This window comes from Bradyrhizobium sp. 33ap4 (assembly GCF_032654765.1).
Classification (GTDB): Bacteria; Pseudomonadota; Alphaproteobacteria; order Rhizobiales; family Xanthobacteraceae; genus Bradyrhizobium; species Bradyrhizobium australafricanum.
In genome coordinates this window covers 52706-78229 of sequence record NZ_JAUMTJ010000039.1, presented here as the reverse complement: position 1 = coordinate 78229, position 25524 = coordinate 52706, and the positions used below count along the sequence as shown (strand labels likewise).

Below are 25524 nucleotides of genomic sequence, written 5' to 3'. Positions count from 1 at the left end.
CGAGCCTGCAAAAGTATCCCAATTAGATGGCTGGCTTGGTTGACTTTGGGGACCGCCTTCCCCCATAAACGCGCCCGACCGCGCACCCGCTTCGGGTCGGCCGGTTATCAGCGTCATTTCGATGACCGGTCCGCCGCCACTCGCGCGGCCGGTCTGATGCTGTTGGACGGGGGAGTGTCCCGAGTGGCAAAGGGAGCTGACTGTAAATCAGCCGCCTCATGGCTTCGCAGGTTCGAGTCCTGCCTCCCCCACCAGCCTTCGCTCGCTTCGCGAGCTACGGCTCGGCAGGCCGGGAAAACTCCATCGTAGCGAAGTGAGTGAAGGCTGCCACGCCATAGCCCGAAGGGCGACGGCGGGCTGTATCGGCGAGGCATGAGGCGCTTCGCGACCCACGGCTCGGCAAGCCCGGAAAACTCCATCGTAGCGACGTGAGCGAAGCTAGGCCACAGCCCGCTCATCCATTCGACACCCGCTTCTTCACCCTATCCGCGCAAACAGCTCCAGCCGCCGCCGGCGTTCCGTTGCTCGGCCCGCGAGTGCAATGGTAGATTGCGCCATTTCATGATTGAGCCGTTTCAGAGGATATGAAGAAAATTTTGCACTGGGACGCTTCTGCAGGAGATGACCCGGCGCTGATGGTTGCCTGCGCTGTCTTGCTCGGGGTCTCGATCCTGGTTTCGATACCGGCATTTGTCGGTGGTGGCGGCCAGGCCGGAATCGATTTTTCATGTTTCTGGGGCGCGGGCGCGATGGCGCTCGAAGGCCATGCGGCGGCGGCCTACGATTGGGAGCAGCTGCATCAGCAACTTGTTCTCCGGCTGCAATCCCTCAATCACGCTCCGTATCCTTACGATCAGGTACCGGTTCCGTTCTTTTATCCGCCGGTGTTTTTCCTGGTTGTGGCGCCGCTGGCGCTGCTGCCGTTTCCGATCGCGTTCTGGGTCTGGAGCGCAGCGAAGCTGTCTTGCTGGCTGCTCGTCGTTCATGCCATCCGGCCGCGCTCCGCCGCGCTGCTGCTGGCACTCGCTGCTCCGCCAGTATTCTACGACTTCATTTCCGGCCAAAGCGCACTGCTCGCCGCATCGCTGCTCGGCGGCATCCTGCTGACATTGGACAGGCGTCCGCTTCTCAGTGGAATCCTGATCGCGCTGCTCATCTTCAAACCTCAGTATGGCGTGCTGCTTCCCTTCGTGCTGATCGCCACCGGACGTTGGCGCGTCGTCATCACCGCCGCTCTGGTGATTCCGGTCCTCCTGCTGCTCGCCGGGCTGATCTTCGGTTGGGATACCTTCGATGGATTCCGCGCCGCCGCCACCTTCGCCACGACGCAATTCCACCTCAGTGGCGCGCTGCCATGGTACAAACTGCAGAGTGTGTACGGGCTCTTGAGAGACGCCGGCCTTGGCTACGGTTTGGCGATGGCGGTCCACGTCGCCATCGCATCGGTCGTTGCGATCGGGGTGCTGATCATTTGGCGCAGCCATGTCAGCTTCGCCGTAAAGGCCGCGAGCCTCCTGGCGGCAACGCCGCTGATTTCTCCTTACTTCGCGATCTACGATATGCCGATCCTGGTGGTCGCGTTGCTCTTTCTCATGAACGCCAGCGCGGGCCGCCTCGCGTCGCGTTCGGGTCGAAGCGCCTTCCGGATCGCTGTCAGCGTCGTCTTCGTATTGGGATACGCTTTCCCGTTCGTGCGCACGCCTCTCGGCCCCATGATGTGCGCAACCGTGATCGCGCTGATCTGGACGAGATACCGGCAAGAGGCCGGCGAGACAGCTACAGGCGAGGGATTGCGAAAATCTGCAACCGTTGGAGGCTAGTGTCCTGATCGCGAACAGTCCGCGGCGAAGATCATCACGATCAGCCGTCCTGGTGCGCCGGCGGCGTTGCCGTGCCGGGCACAGCCTCCGCGCCAACCGGGCGCCTGGTGCCCGACGGATCGTCGCGCTTGAGCATCGAGGCCCATGCGAAAAATGGATAGGCCAAAAGCGCCAGGTATCTCGTGGGCATCGGATGATCGACGCCGAATGCCGTCGGCTTCTGCCCTTCCGGAAGATAGAGGCTGCCGAACAGCACATCGTAGAACGAGAACAGCCCGGCGTAGTTCTTGTCCCTGGCTTCCCGCTCGCTGCTGTGGTGCCAGTGATGAAACTCCGGCGATACCAGGACGTGGCGTAGCGGGCCGTAGCCCAGGCGCACGTTGGCGTGCGCGAGCCAGGACTGCCAGTAGTAGATCGCAAGATAGGTCCCGATCGCCTCCGCGGAGAAACCGAGCGCGAACAGCGGAAACAGCGAACCAACCTTCATGAAGGTCACGTCAAGCGGGTGCTGGTGGATCGCGGCGAGCCAGTCCAGCTCTTCGACGGCGTGATGAACGGCATGGATGCGCCACATGGCGGGCACGACATGCAGGATGCGGTGGGTCCAGTAGACGCCGAGATCCCCGATCACGATCGCGATGGGCGCCTGAGCCCAATACGGGAGATCGCTGACCGCCTGCTTGACGGCCGAGGGCAGGATCGATTGATTGACCAGCGTCGCCAGTGCGATGATCGCGGTCACGCCGACGAACACCAGCCAGCCGTTGAGAAACAGGAAGGCCATATCGGTCGAAAGACCACGCCTGAAGATCTTCTGCTGCCTCGCTGCAAAGAGTTGCTCGAACGGCACGAAGATCAAGGGCGCCAGCAAAAGCTGATATTGTTCCAATAACTCGCGCATTCAAATGGCCACATGAAATGGCGACAACCTACCACCCCGGTCCCCGATGCCGTCAATCGGAAACCAAACCCGGGTTGTGGGAGCGTTAATCAGCATCCCGTGCCGCTACGGGGATCACCGGTGTCCGGGAGCCGGGTTCGTCCGCATGCCCCAATCCCACCGCGTCACTCCATCCTTGCGAACATCTCCACCAGCGTCTCGCGCAGCCAGCGTTGCGCGGGGACGGTGTCGTTGCGCTGGTGCCAGAACAGGCTGACGATGCGCGGCGGCGCCGGCAGTGGCACCGGCATGGCGTGCAGATGGGGCGCGTGGCGGGACTGGGCGCTGAGATCGCGCGGCAGCACGGCGATCAGGTCGGACTGGCGCACGATCTCGTAGGCGGCATTGTAGTGGTTGACGGTCGCGACCAGATTGCGCGACAGCCCGCGCGAGGCGAGAAACTGGTCGTAGGTCGGCAGCGTCTTGCCGGCGAGGCTGACATCGACATGCTTGGCGGCAAGGAAGCTCCGCGTGTTGAGCCGCTTCTGCCTGGCCAGCGGATGGTCCCGCCGCATCGTGCAGGCATATTCGACGGTCCACAGCGAGCGTGAGCGGATCACGGCCGGCGGCTGCTGCGCCTCGTTGACATAGACGCTCAGCACGCAATCGACGCGGTTGTCCTCGAGCCGGTCGCCGATCTCCAGGATGGTGTTGGGCACGGTGTGGATGCGCGCGGACGGCGCCACTTCACTGAAGCGGTTGAGCAGCCGCGGCATCACCAGCGAGGCCACGTAGTCGGACATCGACAGGATGAATTCGGCCTGGGTCTGTCGCGGATCGAAGGCGTCCTCATCGAGGGCGTGGCGGACATGTTCAAGGGCATCGCCGATCGGCTGCCACAGCGCCACGGCGCGCTGCGTCGGGCGGATCCCGCTCGAGCTGCGCACGAACAGGGGATCGCCCAGCGCGTCGCGCAGCCGCGCGAGCGCGTTGCTGACCGCGGGCTGCGTCATGGTCAGCGCGCTGGCGGCGCGCGTGACGCTGCCCTCGGTCATCAGCGCCTCGAAGACTTTCAGCAGGTTGAGATCGAGCGTGCGGAAGGACACGAGCAATATTCACAAGGGTGATGTGCCAGATAACGATTATAAATTATTCGGATAATATTGGTTTGTCTATCATTCCCCGGCTGCCCCTGTGGCGCGTGCCGCCGCGGGGCGAGGGGGGACTTTCATGTCGATGATCTCGGCGCGCATCGAGCGCCTGCCGTTCGCGCGGTTCCACGTGCACCTGCTGCTGATGGGCGGCCTCGGCTATCTCTTTGACGCGATGGATGCCGCCGTGCTGGCGTTCATCCTGCCGGTGCTCCGCACCGCCTGGGGACTGACCAATGTGGAGACCGGCGTGCTCGGCAGCAGCACCTTCGTCGGTTATCTGTTCGGCGCGCTGCTCGCGGGGACGCTGGGCGACCTGATCGGCCGCCGCGCGGTGATGATGTCGGCGCTCGCGCTCTACAGCGCGGCCTCGCTGGTCAGCGCGGCGGTGGATAGCTGGCCGGCGTTCTTTGCCGCCCGCGTCGTCGCCGGCATGGGCACCGGCGCGGAGAGCGCGATCATAGCGCCTTACCTCGCCGAGTTCGTGGCGCGGCGTTACCGCGGCGCCTTCACCGGCGCGCTGGCGGGCTTCTTCTCGTTCGGCTTCGTCGCCGCCGCCTTGCTCGGCTATTTCATCGTGCCCGCCTATGAGAACGGCTGGCGCATCGTGCTCGTCATCACGGCTATACCGGTCGTGATGCTGCTGTGGTGGCGGAGATCGCTGCCGGAATCGCCGCGCTGGCTGGAAAGCCGGGGCAGGGCGAAGGAGGCCGAAGCGGTGCTCGACCGGATCGAGGCCGGCTTCGCGCGCGAGGGCCGCGCGCTGCCGCCGGCGGTAGCCGAGCCAGCCGCGCCAGTCGCCTCGTCGGGAACGCTGGTGAGCAATTTTGCCGCGCTGCTCGCCGGCCGGCAGGCGCGCATCACCACCATGACCTGGATCATGTGGCTGTCGATCACCTTCAGCTACTATTCCTTCTTCGTCTGGATTCCCGGCCTGCTGGTGCAGAACGGCATGAGCATCACCAAGAGTTTTGGCTATTCGCTCGCGATGTATTGCGCGCAGGTGCCGGGCTATTTCACCGCCGCTTTTTTCAATGAGCGGATCGGACGGCAGGCGACGATTGCGACCTATATGCTGCTCGGCGGCGCCAGCGCGCTCGGGCTCGCCTTTGCCAAGAGCGATGCGGAGATCATGGCGGCCGGCCTGCTGCTGTCGTTCTTCATGAACGGCACCTATGCCGGCGTCTATGCCTACACGGCCGAAGTGTTTCCGACATCGATCCGGACCACGGGGGCGGGGCTCGCATCCGCGATCGGCCGGATCGGCGCGATCGCAGCGCCGATCCTGGTCGGCTACCTCTATCCGAATTTCGGCTTTGCCGGTGTGTTCGGCGTCACCACGTCCGTTCTCCTGATTGGCGCGCTGACCGTCGTGCTGATGGGCGTGCCGACGCGCGGCCGGTCGCTGGAAGACATCGCAAGCGAAGCCGCGTGATCATACGAGCTACGCGCTGACAGGAGACCTTTCATGTCCACCATCCTCTTCAAGAATGCCGCGCTGCTCGATCCCCTGCGCTCCGATCTGCTCGAAGGACACCACGTGCTGGTCGAGGACCGCTTGATCAAGGAAGTGTCCGATCGGCCGATCGAGGCTTCCGCCGATCGGGTCATCGACCTCAAGGGCAAGACGCTGATGCCCGGCCTGATCGACCTGCATGTGCATGCGGTCGCGGTCGAGCTCGATTTGTCGCAGCAGGCGCGGATGGCCAACGTGCTGGTGACGCTGCGCTCGACCATGCTGTTGCGCGGCATGCTGAAGCGCGGCTTCACCACCGTGCGCGATGCCGGCGGCGCCGGCTATGCGCTGAAGCAGGCGATCGACACCGGTCTCACTGATGGCCCGCGGCTGTTCGTCTCCGGCCGCGCGCTCAGCCAGACCGGCGGCCACGGCGACGGGCGCGCCCGCTCGGACTATCTGGCCGACCCGACCTGCTCCTGCTGCGTGCGGGTCGGCGCCATCGCGCGCGTCGTCGACGGCGTCGATGCGGTGCGCAAGGCGGTGCGCGAGGAGCTGCAGATGGGCGCCGACCAGATCAAGATCATGGCGTCCGGCGGCGTTGCGTCGCCGACCGATCCGATCGGCGCCTACGGCTATTCCGAGGACGAGATCCGCGCCATCGTCGCGGAGGCGAGAGCGCGGCACACCTATGTGCTGGCGCATGCCTACACGGCGGAGGCGATCGAGCGGGCAATACGCTGCGGCGTGCGCACCATCGAGCACGGCAATCTCATCGACCTTCCGACCGCGCGGTTGATGGCCGAGCAGGGCGCCTATGTGGTGCCGACCCTGGTCACCTACGAGGCGCTGGCCAATGAGGGCGCGAAGTACGGCCTGCCTGCGGCGAGCGTCGCCAAGATCGCCGACGTTCGCGACGCTGGGCTACGCTCGCTTGCGATCTATCGCGAGGCCGGGGTCAAGATGGGATTTGGCACCGATCTGCTCGGACCGTCGCAGCGGCTGCAGAGCGACGAGTTCCGGATCCGCGCCGAGCTGATCGGCCCGCAGGCAGTGATCGCCAGCGCGACCATCATCGGCGCCGAGGTGCTCGGCATGGAAGGCAAGCTCGGCCGCATCGCGCCGGAGGCGTTCGCCGACCTGCTGGTAGTCGAGGGCAACCCGCTGCGCGACGTGGGTTGCCTGCTCGGCCAAGGCGAGCACATCCCGCTGGTGATGAAGGCCGGCAAGGCCGAGGTCGACCGGCTGGACGGCTAGGGCGGGAAGGGGGGTAGGCTGAATCGATACGATTTCTGAATAATGGAATCGTACCGCTGATTTGCCCGACGAGTCAAGTTGCGGTGTCGCCGGACAGTTGCCGTGTCCGCCGGCACCTTTGCATGGGGTTGTTTTCGATATTTTGGCAGTGCGGCGTCCGTCCTCACCACACCACGCGCAGTGCAGGACAGGGCGGGCATTCAGAGCCCTGACCACCGGTACGCCCGATCACGTTACCGCTGGTGGCGTTGACGTTGCCGGGCAGAAGCACGACATATCGCGTGCCGATCCCACCTGCCGCTCCGGAGCAAGCCATGAACGCCCCCAACATCGAGTCCGTCACGCCGCAGTCTGGCGGCGACGTGGTGGCCTGGCTGACCAACGAGACCCGCGACGAGCGCTTCATCGACAATATCTTCGCCGAGCTTTGCATCCGGTTGCAGGGCAGGGGCATCCCGCTCAAGCGGGCGACGATGAATCTGCTGATCCAGCATCCGCAATGGCTCGGCGCCCGGATCATCTGGGGCGACGGCAAGCGCGAGGCCGAGATCACGCGGGTCGACTACGAGGTCAGGGAGCGCTCGGAATATATCGGCAGCCCGGTCTACGAAATCCACCAGGGCGCTGGCGAAGTGCGCGAGCGGCTCGAACGGGCGCCTGGCCGCACGCATGCGCTCTTTGACGAGATGCGCGCGCAAGGCCTGACCGACTATGTGGCGTGGCCGCTGCTGCATACGCTCGGCAAGCGGCATGTCGTGACCTTCGCGACCGACCGGTCCGGCGGTTTCGATGACGCTGACATCGCCGAGCTGCGCAAGGTGCTGCCGGTGCTGGCGCTGGTCAGCGAAATCCGGATGAAGAACCGCCTGGCGCGGACGCTGCTCGAGACCTATGTCGGCACCCATGCTGGCGAGATGATCCTGGCGGGTGCGACGCGGCGGGGCAGCGGCACCACGGTCCGCGCCGCGATCATGATCTGCGACCTCAGGGACTTCACCCGGATCTCGGACTCCTGGCCGCGCGACGATGTCATCGATCTCCTCAACGACTATTTCGACGCGATGTCGGAGCCGATTGCGCGGCACGGCGGGGAAATCCTGAAATTCATCGGCGACGGTCTGCTTGCGATTTTCCCGCTCAGCGATCCCGGGGCCTGCGCCAAACTGCTGCACGCGGTGTCCGAGGCGCGGCAGGCGATGGCGGCGCTGAGCGAAAAGAACAGCATGATGGGCCGGGCGCCGATGAATTACGGCATCGGCGTCCATGTCGGCGACGTCATGTACGGCAATATCGGATCGCGCAGTCGGCTCGACTTCACGGTGATCGGCCCCGCGGTGAACATGGCCTCGCGGCTCGAGGCTCTGACCAAGCAGTTGGGACGAAACGTGCTGCTGTCGCGCGCCTTCGCCGATCTGGTCTCGCACGATTTCGCGCTCGAGCATGTCGGCGAGCATTTGGTGCGCGGTTTCAGCGAGCCGATCGAGCTGTTTGCCTATCGGGGCTGAGGCTCGATTGGCCAGCGTGACGTGCGGCGCACGCACCGGCTAAGACGGCCCAATGTCCAAAGGCTCCTGCCGTTAAGGAGATCGGCCGGACAGGTTTACTCTCGGTGCGCGCAGTAATTGCTGCTCGGCATAGTTGGCCAGACGATCGTACTCTTCGGCGATCTTCAGAAGATTCGCACGTGAGTTTTGGTATCTGAACAACTCCGCCTTGGCACGTGTCTTGGCGGCTCGATCCCGCCAATAGCCGGCGTTGGTCATGACGTTCTCGACCATGGTGCTTCCCCCTTTCTCAGGGATTGCCCATAGACCAACGTCGCCGCGACAAGTCCGCTCCCCGAGGAACCCCGGAACTCCGTTCACGCATGAAGAGTCACTGAAACATTCCGTTTGTCCCAGACGAAATTTATTCAAGCTGGATTCACACCCGTTATTTTCCGAAACGCCGGATCGCGCGAATTCGGATGCTGGGCAGGCTTTTTCATTAAGGAAATTTTTCAAGGCCCAGAGGGTCCGCCCTGATTATCGACACCGGCGGTTCGCCGTGAGCATGGGAATAGGACGGCCCCGGCAACGCGAGATGCCGGGGCCGTTTTCCCTTGGTGCCGGGAATTCAGATCGAGGTGATCTTCTGCGCCGGCGCAGCGCGCTCGACGAAGCCCTTGGCGAGGGCGTGATAGACGCCTTCCTTGCAGATCAGGCGCGAACTCGCGTGCGCAATCAGGGCCGCGGTCATCAAGGGCACGACCATCGCGTGATTGTCGGTCATCTCGGTGACGATCACGAAGGCGGTGATCGGTGCCTGAACCACGCCGGCGAAATAGGAGACCATGCCGAGCAGCATGATGGCCGACAGCGGCGCGCCGTGAAACAGCGGCGCGATGTTGGAGCCGAGCCCGGCACCGACCGCGAGCGAGGGCGCGAAGATGCCGCCCGGCATGCCGCTGATCGAGGCGAACGTGGTCGCCAGGAATTTCCAGACGCTGAAGCTCGCCGGCAATTGTGTTCCGGCTTCGAGCGCGGATTTGACCTGCTGATATCCCGTGCCATAGATCGCGCCGTCGGACGCAATCCCGCAAATCGCAGCCGCTAATCCGCAGATTGCGGCAAAACCGACTGGATAACGCTTGATCGCGCTTCCGACCGGATTGGCAAACCCGCGTGCCATTGTGATCAGGATGCGACTGAACAGGCCGCCCGCAAGACCTCCGGCAACGCCGCAGAGCGGGACCGCGAGCCAGTCGGTGCCGTTGCGCAGCGCCGTCGCGCTGGTGCCGAAATACGTATAGTTGCCCATCAGCGCGAGCGAGGTCAGGCCGGCGGCGATCACCGCGCCGATGATCAGGCTGCTGGTTCTCGTCTCGAAGGCACGGCTCATTTCCTCGATGCCGAACACGATCCCGGCCAGCGGGGTGTTGAAAGCGGCCGCGACACCAGCGGCCGCGCCGGCAAGGATCAGGCCGGGCTGGCGCCGCGGCGAGAAGCGGCCGAGCGCGAACATGATCGAGGCGCCGATCTGCACCGTCGGTCCCTCGCGCCCGACCGACGCGCCACACAACAGGCCAAACAGCGTCAGCAGGATCTTGCCGGCGGCAACGCGCAGCGAAACCAGGCTTTCGCGCGCGGTCTGGTCGGTCAGATGGCGTGCGGCGATCGCCTGCGGGATTCCGCTGCCTTGCGCGTTCTGAAAGAAGCGGTTGGTCAGAAACACCGACAGCGCGAACCCGGCCGGCGTCAGCACCAGCGAGGCATAATGGAAACGGGATACCACCGCGCCGAACGCGATCTGTGCCAGATCGGCGAGCTGTGCCAGCGCGACGGCCGCCGCGCCGACCGCAATGCCGCCCAGCAAGAACAGGGCGCGGCGCTGCCAACGCGCGGAGACCAGTCTGAACAGCCGCCTCTGGCGGTTGGAGGGGAAGGTCATTCTGACGAGTTCTGGCTCATGTCGTGGTCCGATACGCAGCGGATCACGTCATTCCTAGCACGCGTCGGCGGTATGCGAAGCTGAAGAAATCAGCACGGTGTGCCGGCGCAGCCGCCAAACTCCACGGCCGAAATCCGCGATACCGCCTGAGGCCTCAATCTTCGGCGATCTCCGGGAGGCTCGCGCGTGAGTTTTGGTGTCTGAACGACTCCGCCTTGGCGCGTACTTTCCCGCCGTGACGCATGGTTGAGGGACGCGGAAAATCGGGCACAAACTGCACTTTGCGCTGCTTCCGCTGCGGCGTATTTTGATCGCCCCATTGAAGGGCGCATGTCATGTCCGAAGTGATTGTTCGAGCGGGCATCGTCGTATTGGGACTTTGCCCAATCGCAATGGTTGCCGTTGCTCTGTTCATTTGATGGAAGCTCACCTGGCCCGACCGCGCCAACCGGGCCGGTAGACGGCCCCAGCGCCTGCCCTCCCAGGCCCCCATAGGTTGCTGGGGCCACTCAACAAGGAGGCCGCCGGTTGGCGGCCTCGTTCTTTGCCTGGTACCGATTTGGGTGCGTCACCGGGATCGTTTGCCGCGCGAAGACATGGGGCACTGAATCGAAAAGGGCCGTCGCATCGGCGGCCCTTTTCTGCCGGTCATAATAGGTCTGTAAAAACTCAGTCGTGAAAAAAATGCTCTGCAAAGAACGGTAACGCCGGCAGGGTTGGTATTACGACCGTCCTATCTGTCCAGAAATCCGGATCAGTACGGTGTTCCTGCGGTGGAACTCTTGGTCTGCGGATGCGTATCCGACGATCATGATGGGGCACCAGAAAGGGTGCCGCACCCATCAGGACATTCGCCTTGGGGAATCAGGACATCCCATGTCGCCGCGCTTCGCCAAGCATCATGTTGAGCATCGAGATGTGCTCGGCCGTGAGCTGCCGCTGCATGAGGCTCACGGCCCATCCTTCCGGGATCGCGTCCAGGCGCGCCGTCGAGGAACGGACGCGGCGGAGCATGATTGTCACAGGTTCGGTGCTGTCCCTGCCGGCAGCGCCTGGACGATCAAGGTAAACTCGCGGCCCCAGCTTGTACCCCCTCGCTGGGGCCGTTTCTTTGGGGTGGAAGCGCGGCGCTTTCAAGCAGCGATGATCCCGCCGCTATCTCCGGCGGCGCTGCTTTCTCGGAAACAGCCGGTCGCGGATGTAGCGCGAGGTCGGTGTCAGGCGAAGGCCCCGCGGCTTCTGCCAGGCGGCGCGGTCGATCTCCTTCTTGTCGCCGATCGCCAGTCGGCCCTTGGCGTTCTTGGCGATGAAGATCGCGTCGCTCATCCTGCGGCCGGAACGCTTGTTCCTGGCCGTCACTTCCTTCCACAGGCTCAGCCTGCCGAGCTTGAGCTTCGGCAGCTCCTCCTTGATCTCGCGCTTGAGGCAATCCTTCCCGGTTTCTCGCGCGCGCCTGCGCCCGCCGGGAAACATCCACAGCCCGTCAGATCGGCGTCTAACCAGAAGAACCTTGCCGCGCTTCGCGGCTACCAGCTTGGAGGACTTGGGCATTAGAGTACTTGGGCATTTGCTGCGCAATGATCGAAATAGAATCGACCTATTTTAACTTGTCTATTTGTGTAGACAAGTTCGATGCCGCATTGTTCCACAGTCGTATGTCGGCCGTTTGTCTTTGACGGCTGCGATCCTCGCCGCGCGCGGTCGGCCGCGGCTTCTTGATCTCGCTTGATGTCCGGTACCTCACGTTGAATTCATGAAAGCTGTTACGGCCGGTGACTGCAACTCACCCGGTTGCGTCGTGATAACGATACCCATGACGGACGGCTTTCGCTGCTTGACTCAATGTTCTTGTTTTGTTCTAATTGCCCTCCACCGGGAATTGGAGGACGCCATGGACAACCGCATCAGCGAAATTCGCAGGCAGATCAGGGCGCTGCGCGTCAGCATGCTCGAGGCCGAAGCCATCATGCGCCAGCAGATCAACCGCGATGAGGACTGCGCCTTCGTCGCCGGGGATCTCCTGAAGATGCGGCTGGTCATGAGCCGCCTGGTCGAGGAGCGGGAGGTCCTGGGCGACCGCGATCCGATCATCGTGCATGCGAGCGTTGCACCGCGCCGTCGCGCCGCGACGCCGGCCTTCATTCGCCCGGCGAAGCGAGAGCTGGCCGCCGGCGAAGCGCGTGCATGACGGCGCGCCCGGGATGCGGCGGCTGTGCGCCGAACTGCAAGACGTGATGTGCCGGAGGAAAAGATGAGAGAGCCGCTTCGGTATTTCCACGACAGCGATGATCACGCGCCCTGGATCAAGGCGCTGGCCGAGGTCCGGCACATGGCGACGCGGGAAGGCTGGTGCTTTCACCACGTGCAGGCGATCATCGTGGCGATCGACCAGTATGCCGAGGCCGCGCTCGGCAACCGCGAGTTCTTCCTCAACCGGCCGCAGACCGTCGGTCCAGTGAGAAGAGGCGACGTGCCCTAACACGCGGACCGGCAGGCATACGCATTCGACGTCGCGGTAGCTCGACGTGCTGTCCGCGGCGGTGAAAAGCCTCGCTCGGGAAGTGCCGACTATTTCGTGTAGCCTTGACTGCTGCAGTACCACCAGGATTCGGCGGGCGATGCGCCATGCTCGATCACGTATTTCCGGCAGGCTTCGTAGCTGACCGCATACCGCTTCCCGCACGGTACTGCAGAGATGCCGAAATTGCTGGTCGAGCATGTGGATGCGGCGTGGCCCGTCGACATCGACAGGACGCCCGATAAAGGGCAGGACCGCTAGAAGTGACAGGGTCTTCATCATAGCCATCGCCTCCCAAGTTGGAGGATAGCGGGGCCGCCGTCCCCGCGGAGAACCTACTACATCGCACGCCGTTCACCACCGGATTTCGCGGGTCTCATGCGCGATCCGCATCGTCACGCACGCCGTGTTCGTCGTCTTGCCGGGCGCGTGACGCCTTCCGGGCGTAGGGGCCAAATGTCCCGGCCTGCCTGAGGCGGGCGGGATGGCCAATCCGCTGCCAGCGACATATCGTGACGGTCCGAGGCCGAATCTGAGGCGGGCCGTTCATCGCCGGGTCATGTCCATCCGGCCATCGTCAGCGCCGCGCCCGCGAGGGCGGCATATTTGCGGAGGAGGTTTCGGATGATCAGGGGCTGGCAGGTTGCGACGTCGGCGCTCGCCATCGTCGTGATGGTTGCAACGCTGGGGGCTGAGGCGAACGCGGCGCAGTGCGGCAACGGGCCCGGCGGGTTCGAAGCCTGGAAGCAGCAGTTCTCGGGCGAGGCGAGCGCCAAGGGCATCGGCGCCACCGCGATCGCCGCGCTGATGCAGACCCATTACGCCAGCGCGACGATTGCCGCGGATCGCGGCCAGCGCAGCTTCGGCCTGTCGCTCGAGCAGTTCATGGCCAAGCGGGGATCTGCGACCATCGTGGCGCGCGGCCGATCGCTGAAGCAGTCGCAAGCCGCGCTGTTCGCCTCGATCCAGCAGCGCTATGGCGTGCCGCCGGGACCGTTGATCGCGATCTGGGGCATGGAGAGCGGCTTTGGCAGCCAGCGCGGCAACCAGAACATGCTGTCCTCGATCGCAACGCTTGCCTATGACTGCCGCCGTCCGGAGTTCTTCACCGACCAGCTCTATGCGGCGCTGAAGCTCGTCGACCGCGGCACGTTGTCTGGAAGCACGCGCGGCTCGATGCATGGCGAGATCGGCCAGACCCAGTTCATGCCGAAGAACGTCCTCGCCTACGGCACCGGCAATCTCGACGTCGCGGCCAACGCGCTGAGCTCGACGGCGAACTTCCTGCGCGCCCATGGCTGGCGCGCCGGCGCCGGCTATCAGCCCGGGGAACCCAACTTCGCCGCGATCGAGGCGTGGAACGCGGCAGGCGTTTACCAGAAGGCGATCGCCATCATGGGGCGGCAGATCGACGGCCAATGAGCGTAGGCGCGAGTTCCTTCATCGCCTGTTAACGCAACGGTGCCCAGATCGTGCGCTGTGAAACGGAGCAGATGGAGACCGGCTCCATGCTCAAGAACGGCACCTACGCGGCGTGGTTTCGAACGTCGCTTGCGGACGGCACCGGCATCGTGCACGTCGCCGATGGCAGGCTGTGGGGCAGCGACGCGGTCATGCTCTACAGCGGCACCTATGAGGTCGACGGCGAGTGCTTCTCCGCCGTGCTCACCACGCAGCGGCACTCGAGAGACGGCACGACCGTGTTCGGCACCGACGACCTCGTGGTGCGGCTCGAGGGCACCTGCACCGGCGCGATCGCGACCTGCACGGGCAGGGTGGATGCCGTGCCCGATCTCGCCTTCGAGGTGACGCTGATTCCGAGCCAGGAGGTGGCACCCGAGCCGCCGCCGGATCTGCCGCTGCCGAAGTTCGACCCGAGCAAACTCCCGAAGCTGCCGAAGCGCTCCAGCCGCTAAGGCATGATCCGGAAACGTGCGAAGCGGTTTCCCTCGCGACAAGCGCCAAAGCCGTTTGCGCGGGGACACGCGCTACGCGTCTCGCGGGCCCGCGGTCTCCGGAAATGGCGCGCCGGGGATGTAGAGCTTCAGCGCGCGGATCTCGTAGACCGCCGACGGGTTGACGCTGCGCAGGTCGCGCGCCGCGGCGATCGCCTCCGCCTCATCGGTGCAATCGATCACGTAGAAGCCGAGCAATTGCTCCTTGGTTTCGGAGAACGGCCCGTCGATCACCATGCCGTGGCCGGGCCCACGCAGCGTGCTGGCATTGCGGGTATCGCCGAGCCGCGCAGCCGGACCGAGCTTGCCCTTCAGCCGTTGATGGACCTCGCGCAGACCCGTCATCACGGCAGCGTCCTCCTCGGCGTTCCACGATTTGACCTCGGCTTCGACGTGATAGGCCAGGATGGCATAAAGCATCTGATGTGCTCCTTATTTCTGATGCGACTGGCCCAAGGACGTCTCGCGGCGATCCGAGCCGACATTTCATCTGTAGCGGATCGGACGGTCTCTGTGTTGCGACAAGGTATCCCGCCGTCCGGCATGGCGGCGGCGAATCGCACAGGCCAAGACAGCAAAAAGGCGCGGCGGATGAGCTTCCGCCGCGCCCCCGATTTTGATGTCTCGCTGGTCCAGGGCTGAGAGCGCCCCGATGCCAGGCTGATTGCTCAGGGCCTAGCGGGCGATCCCAGCGAGGTGACAGCGCTTGAGACAAGACACTAGATCACCTCCTTTCTTTGTTGATGGGACTTCGAATATAGGTGCCGAATCCGCCGCTGTTAAGGCCGCCTCCGGCCCAGCCGCGCCAGGAAACCGGCCGGATTGCGGCGAAATGGTTTCGTTTGCCGGAGAACACAACGCACGCCGGGGCAGTTGAGGCCGCCGCCCGGCCGTGTTAGGTGAACCCGAGATGCGGGTGTAGCTCAATGGTAGAGCAGCAGCCTTCCAAGCTGAATACGAGGGTTCGATTCCCTTCACCCGCTCCAATAATTTCAGGTACTTATCGGAATATTTGATTTCCGTTCCGACAACAGCGCCGAATCCATTCCGATAACCGTTCACTTTCTGGCCGCCTGCTTGCGCCGCTTGATCTGTGCGTGCTTGGCCTCGTCGTCATGATGAAGGTCGTGCTCCATCGCTTTGGTCGATGACCATTGGCCGTTCTTCATCAGTCGCGTTCTTGTGGGGCCGGACGTGCTCGCCTCGGTGGTCCCGCCATGCCGGCCAAACGACGTGAAGGTCAGCTCAGGGCGCAAGCCCGCAGCCGGAAAGATATTCTTCGAAATGCGCTCCACTTGAGTCGGCATTCGCCCTTGCTGCTCAACGACACCAAGCGAAATCAACTGCCTCGCAAGGCCAATTTCCGCTATCTTGCGCGCTCAACCGGACGCGATCCCGGATGGATATGCTCGGCGCGATGGACCGGGCGAGATCCCGTCCGTGGATTAGGAGGGGTGGGGGAAGCCATGCCGAGCTTCGTTCAGTTCCTGCAGAATTCGGGTGTGTACGCTACGCAAAATTTCATGATCGTTCCTCGGGGAGGCTTCAACCTGGTCTGCCTCCGCGACAGCAAGGACGTTGGCCTGTCGTATGATCGCAATCGACTCCTGGTCGAGGATGTGCGGCTCGATGACGTCGAACGTGTCGCTCAGGAATACATCAAGACCCGCTTCAGGGAGCAAAAAGGCCAGGAGCGCGACGACCAGTTGCTGCGTCTGCGTACAGCGCTGTATGCCACTGCACGGCCGGACGGCCCTGCGCGCGGCCTCAAGGTCTCGCCCAAGGATAAAGGCATTCCCGAGCTTAAAGCCGTACGCGGCAGCACAAGCATCAAGTTGGATGTCGCCATTCTGCCGCGCAAGGATTTCACGATCGCGTTCAAATTCCTCAAGTACCTCGATCAATCCGGCAATCTGATCAACGCCACGAAATGGACGCCGGACGACGTGCCCTGGTTCCTCACCAAGCTGAACTGGACGTTCGGGGCTCAGGCAAATATCTTCTTCACCCCGGCAGAGGCGACTTGGATGACGGTCCGGAAAGCCCTGGGGCCAAAAATCTCGCGGGATGTTTTCCGCAAGGAGATCGTCCCGTTCAAGGTGCGCGGCGCCGATCTCACGTGTTTTCTCGTCGGCGACTATGACGCAATGGATAACGAGGCGGCTGGAGAGTATCTGCCCGACGAGCAGGCCTTCGTGGTTGTCGATCAGGGCAATCCACCCGTGTTCGACTATGGCGAGGCGTTCATTGGCGTCATGGCGCACGAGGTCGGTCACTTCCTGCACCACAAGCGGAACATTCCCGGGAGTGGGCACCATAATCGAAGCGGCATTTTGCTTTCCAGCGGCATGGAAAGCTTGTCCCTGGACAAGCAACTCGTCACCGACCTCAACGCGTGGTGAGAGCGCTTGTTCTCCACTCACGCTTTGGCAGCAATGTACCCGTAATAATTCATAAGGAAGTCCCCAATCGAGAGAGGCTTCTGAGCGCCACCCTTGCCCGGATGCGGGATCGCGTAATCTCCTTTGCCCCATGTGAAGATCGTTGTCGTCACGTTTCCGTTCGACACTTGTATCCTGTCACGCAAGACGACCCAGTGCCGCGTCAACACCGAGCCTTCATCCGACTGGTCGTCATATTCGATCATGTTGGCGCTTATGAACAGGCATACGCGGTATCCACTGGCGAGCAGGGCGTTGGCTTCGTTGACGCTGTCGATGCCTTTGCTGAATTTCAGATTGGTCTCCTCGCGTACGTCCTGGTATCCGGCCTTGCGGAACCATTGCTCCATTTCGCTCGGCAAGGTGATCCCCGCGACATCGCTTATTCTGCCGGTGTCGTCAAAATCGAGGAACCAATTTTCCGAGTCGCGAATGGAGGCGCAAGTCAGCCAATCGACGTGGTCCAGCGAGTAGGGCGGCGTGTAGTTTTTCACGTCCTTTCCCGGCTTGATCAGCAGGCGGCCGAGGTTCGCCTGCCCCTTCTGATACAGATCGATGGCGAACCGCGCATATTGCCCCGGCTTGTCGGATGCGTAGCTGAACATCAGCGCGGAGGGGCCGCACATGCTCGCTTGATCCTGATCTATGAGGCTCGGCTTCGCAATTCGCCTGAGAATGCCGATCCCGACGCGGTGCGGGTCGAGCTTCGGAAAGAATGTGGTCCTCGTGTTCTTGAGGAAATCGCAGACCATCTCCGCGGCGAGCTTCTTTTGATCCGAGTTGAGGTCGTACGGTCCAACCCCGAGCCACTTCTTCTTTTCGTCGCCGACGAAGAGCGTGATGAGCTTCTTCGAAGTCGGAGAAAGCGTTCTGGAGGTGTTTGCAATGGTGGTCAGGTCGTCCAGCTCGAATGCGGTGACCATGCCATCCGTGACGGTCGCCCTGATAATGTCGACGACTTCCCCATAGTCCAGCTTGGAATCGTCGAGCAGACCCTTGCGAAGTGCGGCATCGACGGATGGCGTCGCGATCCCGTCCCATTGACCCTTGGGAGGAGGAGGCTTGGCGGCTGCCTTGGTCGCGAGATCAACGAGCCGAGTGAATGTTGGCCCACCAGGCCGGATATAGCCGTCCGGCGTGCCCGGGAAGTTCTTCTGCTGGAAATACAGGATCGAGTTGTAGAGGCTGTCGCTGGCGTGACCCGTCACGACCATTTGCGGTTTGAGCGTGGTCTCGGCTCCTCCGTCGGAAATGGCGATCTTGTTGAGCAGCGAGATGACCAGTTCCTGGTCCTGCTTCCAGTTTTGGCAGCTGCGACCCGTGGCGGCAAACCGTCCTACTTTGTCTTTCAATTGCGGCATGAGCAATCACCAGCAATATGATCGTTTTCAGTGGCGGATTGTGGGCTCAACTATCGCATTGGTGGTCGGCTGAAGCGTCCACGCTAGCTTGTCGATGAACTCGTACTCAAATAGCGCCTGCGGATCGGTTCCGAAATAATATCCATACTGATGCAGAATCTTGGAGCCCTTGGCGACCATCTCGCGCTTCCATTTCAGGTCCTTGGCAGAGCTGAACTGAAATCCAATCACCACCGCATAGTTTTCGTACGCTTCGGCCACTTGCAGAATGGTCGCGCGCGTCAGGATGCCAGCAGGGTCTTCCAGACCTTGAACTCTGAACGCGGTGATGCGGTTCATCAGATTTGATGCAACTTCCTCCTCGGACCAACCCATGACGCCCGCTGCAACGCCCTTTGCAAACCCCTCCTTGATGAACTTGACTTGAATGTTCTTGAGTGCCTCTCGGGCCGCGACCTTGTCAGCCACCATAAGGACCAGATCGGGGATCATCGCAGCGATGTTCTCGGCCTTGAAAGCCTCCTTTAAACCCGCCTTGAAGCCGGCCTTGGCCGCGCTCCAAAATCCTTCGCCAGCGACGGAGCCTGCCGGCGGCGGCGGGACCTCTGGCGGGGTCGGTGTGTTCCGCGGGACCTTCAGTCTCACCTCCGGTGCCCGGAAGTCGAGCGCTTGAACGCCTCTCCTGCGCATCGCAATGAGCGTTCCTCCGCTGTCCCTGGTCAGCAACACCGGATTCTTGATGCCGCGAGCCACTCCGCCTGCCCTGACCTGGGCGACAACATCGGAATCGAACGCGGAAAGCCCGTGATTCAAACCCTCATTGCCCCACTTCCAAACTTGCGCGCGGGGCACCTGGGTCATCATTTTGTCTTCGACGATCCGCAAGTCAGTGAGCAATTTTTCGCCGGACTGAGCACGCGCTCCCTTTAGAAATTCAAACTTGACCCGCGGTGAGATCAGAACCTCGTGACCGTCCTTGGCCAGATTGAGAATTTCATTCTCGAAGCGTCGGCTGAGCGCTTTCTCGGCGGTGCTCGCCGCAGCTCTTTGCCCGTTCTGTATGTCTATAAGAATATTGGTATCGAGCCAGACGGGGGGCTTTAAGGGCGCCATTGCAACAACACCATTGGCATAAACTGTAGGACGCATTTTGCGTCGGCGAGCCTATCCCTCAGTCGCGTCTGCTGAAGCGCCGGTTCAAGCGGCTCTGCCGCACCCTCGATCGCAGACATGCGATCGTCAGCGCGCGCCTTTCGGCTTGGAGCCAAGCAGATCATGCGTTCCACTGACGCTTAACGTTCCCGAGCACTCGAATCCTCCGAAAATGCCGCAGGAGCCGGTGACGGTGACGCGCAAGTCCTTGCGTTGATACAGGTCGACCGAAACGCCAAATCGCGAAAAATCGTTGGCGCTGTTCGGCAGGATCAGGTCGATGTGATCGATCGCCCAGCGCGGCAGGTGAGGATTGCTCTTCCAGAACAGTTCATTGACGGCGTGGTGGCCGAAATTCGGTCCGACCGTGAGGGCGCCGTCTGCGCCCTCAAACACGAAGCCGGTCTCGTCGATGTGAACATTGACCCGGTCCGGCGCTACCGCGAAATGCAGCGACGTGATGTCCTGCGGCTGCGGGTCCTTGCCGAACTGCGCGCTATAGTCGTCGCTCCATTGCCCTCGGCCGCGCCCGAGCCCGAAGCCGTGCCGGCCCGGAAGGTCTCGCGTCGAGAGCGGCCGGTCGGATAGTTTTGGGCGCCAGATCTCCCGGAATCCCTTGCCGATTGTGGCTGCCATCGACAGATCGAGGGCCCAATGCGACGGCTTCTCCGGGCTTTTGCCTTCGGCGAAGGCGTCGAATCCGTCCGACGTCTTGGCAATGCGCAGCGTCTTGATCAGGTCTTCCCAGTCCTTGGGCAGGAACGTGACGCCGTCGAGCGTGCTCGTCGCGGCCGCGACGCCATACTTCTCCAATTGGCGTCGGATATAGGCCTTCTCGTCATAGAGGCGGACATTGGGATTCGGCCCCGCGAAATATTTCGACAGATCGATCTGCGGCCGGAGCATGGTCAGCCGCGCCGCGATCTTGCGGTAAGTGTCGGTCGTGGTCGGGTCGGTGGTCGTCACGGGGCTGCCCTCCGAGTGAAAGCCAGTCCCCGATTTGTCTGATCCGGCCGGGGCCGGGTTCAACTGAACCTCCTAACCGGAAACGCCGACCACCATTCGTGGAGCAGTGTCAACAGCAAGGACGATCCGATGTCACTTCGGAGCAGGGTGCTAGACGTACTCAATGGCCCGGCGGTCGCACGCATTCGCTTCCGGTTTCCGATCCGTGGCAGCCACGTGACGATTGCACCGCAAACGTTCCATCACGTCGCTCGCGCGATCCGGTTGGGACAGGTCAGCGTCAGAGTTCCGACGGACCTCGCGGCAAATGTTGCGGCACAATATAACGACGTCGCGCGGACCCGGGCGGACGGTACGGTCGTCGCGGCGAATACGCTGGAGGTCGTGTCGGCGACGGGGCGAATGGACGAAGCCTATATCGTCCACGAGGCCTTGCATGCGGCTTACGATCTGCTGCGTACCGGCCTTGACGGCAATGCGGAGGAGGCGTCCGCCTATGTCTGTACCGCGCTCTACTGCCGCATGACGGGCCTGCCGCGACCCCGCTGGGCGAACGGCACGATCTACGCCAATGCCGCGGAAGTCGCCCGAACGTTGCTGTCGCAATACCAGAAGGGTGATCCCGGCATTCCCTGGGTCGGCGAGCATGAATGGCAGATGCTGCGCGCCGGTGTCGGCCTTAGCGCGGTCTATGCCAGCGGACCCGGCGGCATTCTCACCGGGTGGCTGCTCGGCCAACAATACACCCACGACGGCTGATGGGACGTGGGGCGTCCGCTCCACAAAATGACGGGCCGGCTCCTTGCCGCCCGTCCTCAGGCCACCAGCAAACCCAGTTTGCCGACCGTCGCCAGCGAACGGTCAACGCTTTGTCGGGTTGACAGCAGCAACGGCTCGGCGGGCTGCCCGGCATCATCCAATTGCTTGACCTGGATGGTCGGTCCGAAGATTTCAGTCATTTCGGCTGTGATTTGCTCGATCGTCCGGGAGCCGTCGAGCAGTTGCAGAAAGTGGCGCGTCCTGTCGTCCTCCAACTGCACGGTTTGGTGAAGCAGATTGGTGACCAGCGGGCCGCTCTGCGCCTGTCTGCGGGCGAGCAGACTCGCCTGCGGACAATCCGTGACTTCCTTCACGAGAAACGGCCGTGATTTCAGAAAGGAGACCTCGCCGCTGCAGGCCAGGATATAGAGCGCTTCCGTCAATATCCGTTGGTCATCGGCTGTTTGCCGGCCGTCCAGCAGCGTCCGGGCGCCATCGAGCAGTTCAGTGAACGAGAGTGCGCGCGGCCAGGCCCGGCCGAGACAAAGATGTGCGGCCTTCAGGAGCGGATTGGTCACGGTGATTCGGCTGCCGTCCTGATTTTCAAATTCCATCTCGGAATCGTCGGTCAGGCAGGCGTCGGGGCGACGTGGGCTGGTGGTGCTCAGCAGATAGAAGGCGGTGATGAAGTCGAGATCGACCTTGCGGTCAAGGGAGATGCCTTCGTGGCAGAGCAACGTACGCCGAAACCCGTTGCCGTCGATGAAGTCCTGATACTGATCGCGCGCCATGAACTCGCTTTCGGGAAAGCGCTGCAGCGTGGCGCGGACCTCTTCGGTGTAACCGGCAAGATAGCGTCGTGAGAAATCGGCGTCGCTCAGATATTGCAGCCCATGTCGGCCGGCGTCTTCGACGACTTCGTGCAGCAGGAACGCCGTCGCGCCAGAATCGAGATCGTCGTGAAAAAGCAACTCGTCCGGAGCCTTGAGCACGCGGTTGCACTGGTCACGCATGACTGTACCGTGCACCGAGCTGGACTTCGATCCTTCGCTGAGAAATTTCACGATCGCGCGAGCTTGTCCGACTTTCTCCTTCATCCCGGTGATGCGCCGGGTGTGGTAGCGCATCATGTCGCGGACCATGTCGCGAAGATGCGAGAACGGGTGCGCGTTGTAACTGACATAGCAGAGCCCCCGTGGCGCCAAATTCCGTTTGAAGATGGACATCATCTTCTCGCGCACGACCGGTGGCACCCATGAATACACGCCATGGGCGATGATGTAGTCGAACTGTCCGAAGGCAGCGTCGACATCCATGATGTCGCAATGCAGAAGCCTGATGTTGCCCAAGCCCAACGCGGCGATGTTCCGCTGTCCGCGTTCGATCGTAACGCCGCTCAGGTCGATACCGATGAACTCGCTGTCCGGATATTGAAAAGCCATCGGCAACAGATTGCCGCCAACGCCGCAGCCGAGCTCCAGGACCCTGCAGCGCTCGACCGGAGCCGGCTGCATGCCGTAGACCGTAGCGATCGTTGCCAGATGGTTCGGGTGAGTGAGCCCGTAGACATGCCCGGGATAATACACCTCATCGTATGCTGTGGTGCCGGTGGTCGGCTGGCGGTGCTCGGTCTGGATGTTCATCGCAGTCAGTTCCACGAATATGCAAACTTGTCGTTCACGATCGAGACGCGCGTCTGCTTGACCTCCTCCTTGGCGAGAGACTTGCTGAGGAATTCACGCGACAGTTCGGGCAGCAGCGTGTTGGTGATGATGTTGTCGATCATCCGCCCGCCGGAGTCCGGATCGTTGCAGCGGGATACGATGTGCTCGACGACTGCATCGTCGTAGCCGAAGGCAGCCTTGTGATTATCGCGGAGGCGCTGTCCGATCCGGTCGAGCTGCAATCTGACGATGCCGGCAAGCATCTCGTCCGAAAGCGGAAAGTAGGGGATCGAGACGATGCGCCCAAGCAAGGCGGCAGGGAACACCTTCAGCAATTCCGGCCGCAGCAGCCTGGCGAGTTCTTCCGGCTCGTTGCGATACTTCGGATCGCGCGCCAGGCTCATGATGAGATCGGTGCCGACGTTCGTGGTCAGAATGATCAATGTGTTCTTGAAATCGATTCGCCGACCGTTGCCGTCCTCCATGACTCCCTTGTCGAACACCTGGAAGAAGATCTCATGGACGTCGGGATGGGCCTTCTCCACCTCGTCGAGCAGGATAACGCTGTAGGGCTTGCGCCGGACCGCTTCGGTGAGCCGGCCGCCTTCACCATAGCCGACGTAACCCGGAGGTGCGCCCTTCAAGGTCGAGACCGTATGGGCCTCCTGGAACTCCGACATGTTGATCGTGATCATGTTCTGCTCGCCGCCATAAAGGGTTTCGGCAAGCGCGAGGGCGGTTTCTGTCTTGCCCACGCCGGACGGTCCGGCCAGCATGAAAACGCCAATCGGCTTGGACGGGTTGTCCAACTTGGCGCGGCTGGTCTCGATTCGTTTCGCAATCATCGTCAGCCCGTGGGACTGGCCGACCACGCGGCGATTGAGAATTTCGGGTAGCTTCAGGACGGTTTCGATCTCGTCGCGCATCATTCTGCCGGTCGGGATACCGGTCCAGTCGGACACGACAGAGGCCACCGACTGCTGGTCGACATGGGCGTAGATCATCCGCTTTTCCGGATTGATGCCTTCCAGTGTCTCGAACTTGCCGCGCAACTCGACGCGCTTCGTCGCTCGATCTTCGTCGCCGTTCTCGGAGAGGATTTCGCGAATGCTGCGGATGTCCTTGACGAGCTCCTGTTCCTTGGCCCAGTCGGCCTCCAGGCCGGACAGCTTGGCCTTCAGCGTCGCGATGTCGCCGTCGATTGTGGTGATGCGCTCGCTGTTCTCGTCCCCGAGATCGCCGTCGCTGACCAGCGCTGATCGTTCGGCCTCGCGGGCCGCGATCGCGACGCGAGCGTCCTCGATCAGGGCCGGCGTCGCGCTTTGACTGATGGCTACCCGTGCTGAAGCTGTGTCCAGCAGGCTGACCGCCTTGTCCGGCAGCTGTCGGGACGGAATGTAGCGATGCGACAGGTTGACCGCGGTCACGATCGCGGCGTCCGAAATGCGAACGCCGTGGTGCTTCTCCATCGGGCCCAGGAGACCGCGCAGCATGATGCAACAGGTCTCTACATCCGGCTCATCGACCTGGATCGGCTGAAAGCGCCGTGTGAGTGCGGGGTCCTTTTCGATGTACTGGCGATACTCTGCCCAGGTGGTGGCGGCGATGGTCCGCAGCGTGCCGCGGGCGAGGGGAGGCTTGAGGAGATTGGCCGCGTCGCCGGTGCCGGCGGCGCCACCGGCCCCGATCAGCGTGTGCGCTTCGTCGATGAACAGGATAATCGGGGTAGGCGAGTTCTGTACCTCGTCGATCACCGAGCGCAGGCGCTGCTCGAACTCGCCCTTCATCGAGGCACCGGCCTGCATCAGGCCGATATCCAGCGCGCAGAGCCTGACGTTGCGCAGCGGCGGCGGCACCTCGCCGGCGGCAATGCGCTGGGCAAATCCCTCGACCACGGCAGTCTTGCCGACGCCGGCCTCGCCGGTGAGGATCGGATTGTTTTGCCTCCGGCGCATCAGCACGTCGATCAATTGGCGGATTTCGTCGTCTCGACCGAGGATCGGGTCCATCTGGCCCGATCTGGCCTTGGCGGTCAGATCCTGGGAGAACCGGTCGAGCGGCGTCGTCCCCTTGGGATTCGCCCGGTCCGTACCGTCAGTACCGGCACCGGCCAATCCGGAGCCGTCCATCGGACGCATGGTCTCCTCCTCGGAGCCTGCCCAGATGGCGCGGTGCTCCGCAGCCAATGCGTCGACATTTATCTTGGCGAATTCCTGCGAGATGTTGTTGAGCGCACGACGGATCTCGTTCGATTTCAATCCGGCGACCAGGAGATGTCCGGTGCGGATCTGGGTCTCGCCGAAGAACAGCGTGGCGTAGTGCCAGCCACGGTCGAGAATATCGATGACCGAATTGGCGACGCCCGGCATGTCGGTTTCGTTCTTGCGGAAACCGTTGATGACGCCTGCGAGGTCCGACAGCAGCCGCGCGCGGTCGAGCTTGTAGTGATCCACCGACAGGCTGAGGTCGGTCCGCTCCTGTTGCAGGATGTGAAACAGCCAGTGCGCAAGCTCCACGTTACGGTTGCTGACGCTCTTGGCGTGGCGCAGGGCCTGTATGAAGGCATCGTAGCCGGCCCGGTTCAGTTTGCCAGTCACGGCCTCAAGGCTGATATCGGTCACGATGGCGCCTCCTGCTCAATCCCCGGGCGATGCCGGGTCGTCGCGGAAATCGGCTCGAATTCCCATGATGTTAGGACAATCGGAGCGATGCTTA

At 62.7% G+C, this 25524-nt stretch carries 22 protein-coding genes and 2 tRNA genes; 12 read left to right on the top strand and 12 right to left on the bottom strand.

Annotation, left to right across the window (positions count from 1 at the left end):
- Window positions 1–168 precede the first annotated feature (168 nt).
- Window positions 169–254 (top strand) — tRNA-Tyr (locus Q2M23_RS27655).
- 495 nt (window positions 255–749) lie between these two features.
- Entirely contained in the window at window positions 750–1820 is a 1071-nt protein-coding gene (locus Q2M23_RS27650; protein ID WP_229189346.1) for a glycosyltransferase family 87 protein, read from the top strand.
- 40 nt (window positions 1821–1860) lie between these two features.
- On the opposite strand, the gene Q2M23_RS27645 is transcribed toward Q2M23_RS27650, so the two are convergent.
- Window positions 1861–2721 (bottom strand): sterol desaturase family protein, encoded by an 861-nt coding sequence (locus tag Q2M23_RS27645; protein WP_246786611.1) that lies wholly within the window; start codon window positions 2719–2721, stop codon window positions 1861–1863.
- 164 nt (window positions 2722–2885) lie between these two features.
- A complete protein-coding gene (locus Q2M23_RS27640; RefSeq protein ID WP_316397696.1) occupies window positions 2886–3812 on the bottom strand; it encodes a LysR family transcriptional regulator in 927 nt (308 codons plus the stop codon).
- 118 nt (window positions 3813–3930) lie between these two features.
- On the opposite strand from Q2M23_RS27640, the gene Q2M23_RS27635 reads away from it, so the two are divergent.
- The 3 genes from Q2M23_RS27635 to Q2M23_RS27625 all read left to right on the top strand — a co-directional run bounded on the left by Q2M23_RS27635 (window position 3931) and on the right by Q2M23_RS27625 (window position 8069).
- The gene (locus tag Q2M23_RS27635; protein ID WP_057019613.1) at window positions 3931–5286 is read left to right on the top strand and encodes an MFS transporter; all 1356 of its coding nucleotides are present in this window, start codon (window positions 3931–3933) and stop codon (window positions 5284–5286) included.
- A 33-nt stretch (window positions 5287–5319) separates the two neighbouring features.
- On the top strand, window positions 5320–6564 hold the full coding sequence (locus Q2M23_RS27630) for a metal-dependent hydrolase family protein (protein WP_141339679.1): 1245 nt from the start codon (window positions 5320–5322) through the stop codon (window positions 6562–6564).
- Between the two features lie 314 nt (window positions 6565–6878).
- Window positions 6879–8069 (top strand): adenylate/guanylate cyclase domain-containing protein, encoded by a 1191-nt coding sequence (locus Q2M23_RS27625; RefSeq protein ID WP_316397695.1) that lies wholly within the window; start codon window positions 6879–6881, stop codon window positions 8067–8069.
- A 72-nt stretch (window positions 8070–8141) separates the two neighbouring features.
- Here the strand turns inward: Q2M23_RS27625 and Q2M23_RS27620 are convergent, their stop codons facing one another.
- From Q2M23_RS27620 to Q2M23_RS27610, 3 genes are all read right to left on the bottom strand, one after another.
- Window positions 8142–8342: a hypothetical protein gene (locus Q2M23_RS27620; RefSeq protein WP_057019610.1), complete on the bottom strand. Its 201-nt coding sequence runs from the start codon at window positions 8340–8342 to the stop codon at window positions 8142–8144.
- Between the two features lie 337 nt (window positions 8343–8679).
- The gene (locus tag Q2M23_RS27615) at window positions 8680–9993 is read right to left on the bottom strand and encodes a chloride channel protein (protein ID WP_316397694.1); all 1314 of its coding nucleotides are present in this window, start codon (window positions 9991–9993) and stop codon (window positions 8680–8682) included.
- 1155 nt (window positions 9994–11148) lie between these two features.
- On the bottom strand, window positions 11149–11544 hold the full coding sequence (locus Q2M23_RS27610) for an NUDIX hydrolase (RefSeq protein WP_026192922.1): 396 nt from the start codon (window positions 11542–11544) through the stop codon (window positions 11149–11151).
- A gap of 340 nt (window positions 11545–11884) precedes the next feature.
- Between Q2M23_RS27610 and Q2M23_RS27605 the strand changes: the two genes are divergently transcribed.
- From Q2M23_RS27605 to Q2M23_RS27590, 4 genes are all read left to right on the top strand, one after another.
- The gene (locus tag Q2M23_RS27605; RefSeq protein ID WP_028339395.1) at window positions 11885–12181 is read left to right on the top strand and encodes a hypothetical protein; all 297 of its coding nucleotides are present in this window, start codon (window positions 11885–11887) and stop codon (window positions 12179–12181) included.
- A 63-nt stretch (window positions 12182–12244) separates the two neighbouring features.
- A complete protein-coding gene (locus tag Q2M23_RS27600; protein ID WP_016843397.1) occupies window positions 12245–12472 on the top strand; it encodes a hypothetical protein in 228 nt (75 codons plus the stop codon).
- 663 nt (window positions 12473–13135) lie between these two features.
- Window positions 13136–13933, top strand: coding sequence for a lytic transglycosylase domain-containing protein (locus tag Q2M23_RS27595; RefSeq protein WP_038383190.1), 798 nt, complete (start codon window positions 13136–13138; stop codon window positions 13931–13933).
- Between the two features lie 71 nt (window positions 13934–14004).
- Window positions 14005–14427, top strand: a complete 423-nt coding sequence (locus Q2M23_RS27590; RefSeq protein ID WP_316397693.1) for a hypothetical protein — start codon at window positions 14005–14007, stop codon at window positions 14425–14427.
- 72 nt (window positions 14428–14499) lie between these two features.
- On the opposite strand, the gene Q2M23_RS27585 is transcribed toward Q2M23_RS27590, so the two are convergent.
- On the bottom strand, window positions 14500–14886 hold the full coding sequence (locus Q2M23_RS27585; RefSeq protein ID WP_076831500.1) for a YciI family protein: 387 nt from the start codon (window positions 14884–14886) through the stop codon (window positions 14500–14502).
- Between the two features lie 492 nt (window positions 14887–15378).
- Between Q2M23_RS27585 and Q2M23_RS27580 the strand changes: the two genes are divergently transcribed.
- Window positions 15379–15452: transfer RNA gene (locus tag Q2M23_RS27580), tRNA-Gly, on the top strand.
- A gap of 72 nt (window positions 15453–15524) precedes the next feature.
- Here Q2M23_RS27580 and Q2M23_RS27575 read toward each other — a convergent pair.
- Window positions 15525–15809 (bottom strand): hypothetical protein, encoded by a 285-nt coding sequence (locus Q2M23_RS27575; RefSeq protein ID WP_210263018.1) that lies wholly within the window; start codon window positions 15807–15809, stop codon window positions 15525–15527.
- Window positions 15810–15932: 123 nt separating this feature from the next.
- On the opposite strand from Q2M23_RS27575, the gene Q2M23_RS27570 reads away from it, so the two are divergent.
- The gene (locus Q2M23_RS27570) at window positions 15933–16868 is read left to right on the top strand and encodes a hypothetical protein (protein WP_168858779.1); all 936 of its coding nucleotides are present in this window, start codon (window positions 15933–15935) and stop codon (window positions 16866–16868) included.
- Between the two features lie 17 nt (window positions 16869–16885).
- On the opposite strand, the gene Q2M23_RS27565 is transcribed toward Q2M23_RS27570, so the two are convergent.
- The 3 genes from Q2M23_RS27565 to Q2M23_RS27555 all read right to left on the bottom strand — a co-directional run bounded on the left by Q2M23_RS27565 (window position 16886) and on the right by Q2M23_RS27555 (window position 20386).
- On the bottom strand, window positions 16886–18268 hold the full coding sequence (locus tag Q2M23_RS27565; RefSeq protein ID WP_168858780.1) for a hypothetical protein: 1383 nt from the start codon (window positions 18266–18268) through the stop codon (window positions 16886–16888).
- Window positions 18269–18295: 27 nt separating this feature from the next.
- Window positions 18296–19417, bottom strand: a complete 1122-nt coding sequence (locus tag Q2M23_RS27560; RefSeq protein WP_316397692.1) for a hypothetical protein — start codon at window positions 19415–19417, stop codon at window positions 18296–18298.
- A gap of 90 nt (window positions 19418–19507) precedes the next feature.
- A complete protein-coding gene (locus tag Q2M23_RS27555) occupies window positions 19508–20386 on the bottom strand; it encodes a hypothetical protein (protein WP_057019602.1) in 879 nt (292 codons plus the stop codon).
- 129 nt (window positions 20387–20515) lie between these two features.
- Here Q2M23_RS27555 and Q2M23_RS27550 point away from each other — a divergent pair, with 129 nt between their 5' ends.
- The gene (locus Q2M23_RS27550) at window positions 20516–21145 is read left to right on the top strand and encodes a hypothetical protein (RefSeq protein WP_316397691.1); all 630 of its coding nucleotides are present in this window, start codon (window positions 20516–20518) and stop codon (window positions 21143–21145) included.
- A gap of 56 nt (window positions 21146–21201) precedes the next feature.
- On the opposite strand, the gene Q2M23_RS27545 is transcribed toward Q2M23_RS27550, so the two are convergent.
- Both Q2M23_RS27545 and tssH read right to left on the bottom strand, forming a co-directional pair.
- Entirely contained in the window at window positions 21202–22788 is a 1587-nt protein-coding gene (locus Q2M23_RS27545; RefSeq protein ID WP_168858783.1) for a class I SAM-dependent methyltransferase, read from the bottom strand.
- Between the two features lie 5 nt (window positions 22789–22793).
- Window positions 22794–25430, bottom strand: a complete 2637-nt coding sequence (gene tssH, locus Q2M23_RS27540) for a type VI secretion system ATPase TssH (RefSeq protein ID WP_141339672.1) — start codon at window positions 25428–25430, stop codon at window positions 22794–22796.
- Window positions 25431–25524: the final 94 nt, after the last annotated feature.

Bases quoted from the DNA above. Each gene is read 5' to 3' on its own strand.
- Q2M23_RS27620 (WP_057019610.1), bottom strand. From the start codon at position 8,342: ATGGTCGAGAACGTCATGACCAACGCCGGCTATTGGCGGGATCGAGCC.
- Q2M23_RS27565 (WP_168858780.1), bottom strand. From the start codon at position 18,268: ATGCCGCAATTGAAAGACAAAGTAGGACGGTTTGCCGCCACGGGTCGC.
- Q2M23_RS27590 (WP_316397693.1), top strand. From the start codon at position 14,005: ATGGAGACCGGCTCCATGCTCAAGAACGGCACCTACGCGGCGTGGTTT.
- Q2M23_RS27570 (WP_168858779.1), top strand. From the start codon at position 15,933: ATGCCGAGCTTCGTTCAGTTCCTGCAGAATTCGGGTGTGTACGCTACG.
- Q2M23_RS27650 (WP_229189346.1), top strand. From the start codon at position 750: ATGGCGCTCGAAGGCCATGCGGCGGCGGCCTACGATTGGGAGCAGCTG.
- Q2M23_RS27585 (WP_076831500.1), bottom strand. From the start codon at position 14,886: ATGCTTTATGCCATCCTGGCCTATCACGTCGAAGCCGAGGTCAAATCG.
- Q2M23_RS27605 (WP_028339395.1), top strand. From the start codon at position 11,885: ATGGACAACCGCATCAGCGAAATTCGCAGGCAGATCAGGGCGCTGCGC.
- Q2M23_RS27630 (WP_141339679.1), top strand. From the start codon at position 5,320: ATGTCCACCATCCTCTTCAAGAATGCCGCGCTGCTCGATCCCCTGCGC.
- Q2M23_RS27595 (WP_038383190.1), top strand. From the start codon at position 13,136: ATGATCAGGGGCTGGCAGGTTGCGACGTCGGCGCTCGCCATCGTCGTG.
- Q2M23_RS27635 (WP_057019613.1), top strand. From the start codon at position 3,931: ATGTCGATGATCTCGGCGCGCATCGAGCGCCTGCCGTTCGCGCGGTTC.
- Q2M23_RS27545 (WP_168858783.1), bottom strand. From the start codon at position 22,788: ATGAACATCCAGACCGAGCACCGCCAGCCGACCACCGGCACCACAGCA.
- Q2M23_RS27645 (WP_246786611.1), bottom strand. From the start codon at position 2,721: ATGCGCGAGTTATTGGAACAATATCAGCTTTTGCTGGCGCCCTTGATC.
- Q2M23_RS27560 (WP_316397692.1), bottom strand. From the start codon at position 19,417: ATGCGTCCTACAGTTTATGCCAATGGTGTTGTTGCAATGGCGCCCTTA.
- Q2M23_RS27610 (WP_026192922.1), bottom strand. From the start codon at position 11,544: ATGCCCAAGTCCTCCAAGCTGGTAGCCGCGAAGCGCGGCAAGGTTCTT.
- Q2M23_RS27600 (WP_016843397.1), top strand. From the start codon at position 12,245: ATGAGAGAGCCGCTTCGGTATTTCCACGACAGCGATGATCACGCGCCC.
- Q2M23_RS27550 (WP_316397691.1), top strand. From the start codon at position 20,516: ATGTCACTTCGGAGCAGGGTGCTAGACGTACTCAATGGCCCGGCGGTC.
- Q2M23_RS27615 (WP_316397694.1), bottom strand. From the start codon at position 9,993: ATGACCTTCCCCTCCAACCGCCAGAGGCGGCTGTTCAGACTGGTCTCC.
- Q2M23_RS27625 (WP_316397695.1), top strand. From the start codon at position 6,879: ATGAACGCCCCCAACATCGAGTCCGTCACGCCGCAGTCTGGCGGCGAC.